The sequence below is a fragment of the Rappaport israeli genome (assembly GCF_001888055.1).
Lineage (GTDB): Bacteria > Pseudomonadota > Gammaproteobacteria > Cardiobacteriales > Cardiobacteriaceae > Rappaport > Rappaport israeli.
The window spans coordinates 1-2,772 of sequence record NZ_LXHZ01000030.1 but is presented as its reverse complement, the minus strand read 5'-3'; the positions used below and the strand labels follow the sequence as shown (position 1 = coordinate 2,772).

Sequence of the window (2,772 nt, the reverse complement as noted above, 5' to 3'; positions counted from 1 at the left end):
TTAAGTAATCCGACAAAATTAAATAATTACATTAATAAACTGTTTTTTTGGAGCTTGGAGCTTGGAGCTTGGAGCTTGGAGCTGGTTCAATTATTACTTAGAGATAAGAGGTAAGGATACTGTGGTTTATGTAATTATTAGGTGTTTTTTGTAATTTATTCTGTGATTGTTTTTAATAAGGAGGAGAATATAAAAAAATCTAAGGTGCTACTATTATTTAGTTTTGTGATTTGTTTTTGCGGAATCATTGCAGCTTTTACTTTGGATAAACAACCTAAAGCAATGAAAGAAATTAACGATGAGAAAATCCTCCGAAAATATATTGACATTCTTTCCTGCGTTCCAGAACAGCAAATAGATAAAGAAGTTATATTTGCCGAAGCTATGAAGCAGTATTGGCAGTATAAGATGGACAAACTTTGGGATGAAGATAAAAATCTAAATAATATTCATAACTTCCCCTATAGAGTGGAAATAGTTGAAGATCATTGCGGATTGAAATTCAACTGGAGGGGTAAACCGTCAAAAATGACTAAAGAAACTTGCTATCCATGGGTGGTGTCTTACAAAGATTTGGATGAACTTTTTCAAGCTCTTCTAAGTCATAAATTTGAATTTCACGGAAATCATAGAGAATATGTTGAAAGTGCATTTCGTCAAAGAATGTATTCTCTTAATGCTAAACCATATAATCCGAAAACCGATGCCAATATTTACTTAGGGGAGCAAAACTTTTCAATCATCAAAAGAGATGGTGCAACTTATACAGATTTTTATCCAGCGGATTGTTGTAGTTTATTATCTTATCAAGAAATAGCAGAAAAAGATGAGAATTATAAAGGAGGAGATTATTTTCTACATTTTATATTTCCTTCCTTACCTAGGGAAGTTTTAACTCAGATTTATTTTTTAGAAATTCGAGCATATACTATAGATGATGTTCAGTATGATGCTGCGTATGAAGGTCTGGGGGCTAATCTTCGTTTAGATTACAATGAAGAGGGGGAGAAGAATAGATTTTTTGAGAGTAAAGAAAAATATAGCTATTCCTACTATCCTGTTTCTCTTTGTGGTAAGGGTATTTTTTCACGATTTTTATTGCAATAGAATGTTGGACAGATTTTATTGTGTTTTTTCAACAAACTGTAGAGGGAAAAACTGATGAGCCTTTGATTGAACTGACACAGATTTCTGAACGCCCTCAAAAACTACCACAGATAATACAAGAGTTGGATAATATCGCTTATCGCTTATCGCTTATCGCTTATCGCTTATCGCTTATCGCTTATCGCTTATCGCTTATCGCTTATCGCTTATCGCTTATCGCTAGTTAGTCGGGTTGTGCTTGGCTATGCGTTGTTCTTTTTCTGTGAGTTGTTGGGTTAGCTTTTCCATGGGAGGCTTCTTTAGGTTTGGGGATAAAATAACGGCTCTGGTGTCAGTGCCAGTGGGGGTGAAGGATACTTCGCGGATAACGGCGTTTTCAAAGTGTTTGACAGGCGCGCCCTCTAGTGTGCCTCCATTAATCACCGTGTCTTGTTGTTGCTCGGTAACGCTACCACTTTCTATGTAGACGCTGAGTTGCCATTCCAGCCCGCCATCCGACACTTGAATGATGTCTTGGGTGGGTGAGTTGTGATTATCAACTTAAAATTCAAAATTAATTTTCTTGATGATTGATGTGATTAAATGTATTATTTGAGATATTTACCCGCAAGGTCAACCATGGAGAATTATTGATGGCATCTTTACTTTTTGTCGAAAAATCAAATGGGCAAATTAATAATCAACTTTCCACAAATGCTGGAGAGCGTGTTGAAATAGCTGCTAAGCCTGGAGAAATCTATGATCTTATTGATCCACAAACAGGCACTACCGTAAGTGACATTGCCGCAGAGCGCTTAAACGATGATTTGCTTATTTTTAGTGATAGCTATGATACGCAAGTGCTTATTAAAGATTTTTGGAATGGAGAGTGTTTGCCTGATATTAGCCAATGTTATGCCATACTTCAAGTTCCAGGTGCAGAAGGTGCGGTTGGTGAAGTTGTGCTTACTCAACAAGGTCCTGTGCTTTCTCATCTACTTGCTGGTGAAATTGGTACACTTGGTTCAGGCACGCCAGCAGCTTATCTTGCGGGTAGTGCAGCAGGCACCGCTAGTGCAATTGGCGCTGCTAGTACGGTTGCTGCATCAGGTCTTGGTGCGACGACAGGTCTTGCTGCACTTGGTGTGTTAGGCGCAGCGGGAATTGCTGTCGCTGCAAGTGGTGGTTCAAGTAAAAAATCTAATAACATTAGCATAGAAGCGCCTAATGCGCCTGATGCTCATGTTTCAAAAGATAGAAAAACAGTTAGTGGTAAGGCACAGCCTAATAGCACTATTAAAATTGATACTGACAGAGACGGCGTAGCAGATATTACAACGACAGCTGATGCTAATGGAAATTTCAGTGTTGATGTGAGCAATAATCCATTAAGACCAGGACAAAATATTGATGTTACTGCGACAGACTCAGCAGGCAATCAATCTTCCAATGCTACAATCACTGCGCCTATTGATTCGACAGGGTCTGTCAATACTGGTAGTACAGGTGGTTCAAGTGGTTCAAGTGGCGGTTCTTCTCAGCCTAGTCCACAGCAACCTACTCCGCCAGCCCCTGGTTCAAGTGGCGGTCTTCTCAGCCTAGTCCACAGCAACCTACTCCGCCAGCCCCTGGTTCAAGTGGCGGTTCTTCTCAGCCTAGTCCACAGCAACCTAATCCGCCAGCCCC

4 protein-coding genes are annotated in these 2,772 nt (G+C 39.6%); 3 read left to right on the top strand and 1 reads right to left on the bottom strand.

Translation table 11 applies throughout. From position 1 onward, the window contains the following. Positions 1-141 precede the first annotated feature (141 nt). Both A5N84_RS09150 and A5N84_RS09145 read left to right on the top strand, forming a co-directional pair. Positions 142-1,107, top strand: a complete 966-nt coding sequence (locus A5N84_RS09150; protein WP_072282132.1) for a hypothetical protein — start codon at positions 142-144, stop codon at positions 1,105-1,107. A 20-nt stretch (positions 1,108-1,127) separates the two neighbouring features. After that, positions 1,128-1,334, top strand: a complete 207-nt coding sequence (locus tag A5N84_RS09145; RefSeq protein WP_072282131.1) for a hypothetical protein — start codon at positions 1,128-1,130, stop codon at positions 1,332-1,334. Here the strand turns inward: A5N84_RS09145 and A5N84_RS09140 are convergent. Continuing rightward, positions 1,327-1,608, bottom strand: coding sequence for a hypothetical protein (locus tag A5N84_RS09140; RefSeq protein WP_072282130.1), 282 nt, complete (start codon positions 1,606-1,608; stop codon positions 1,327-1,329). The genes A5N84_RS09145 and A5N84_RS09140 overlap by 8 nt on opposite strands. Positions 1,609-1,739: 131 nt before the next feature. On the opposite strand from A5N84_RS09140, the gene A5N84_RS09135 reads away from it, so the two are divergent. After that, positions 1,740-2,772, top strand: a 1,033-nt coding sequence (locus tag A5N84_RS09135; RefSeq protein ID WP_072282129.1) for an Ig-like domain-containing protein, incomplete at its 3' end; no start/stop codon positions are given.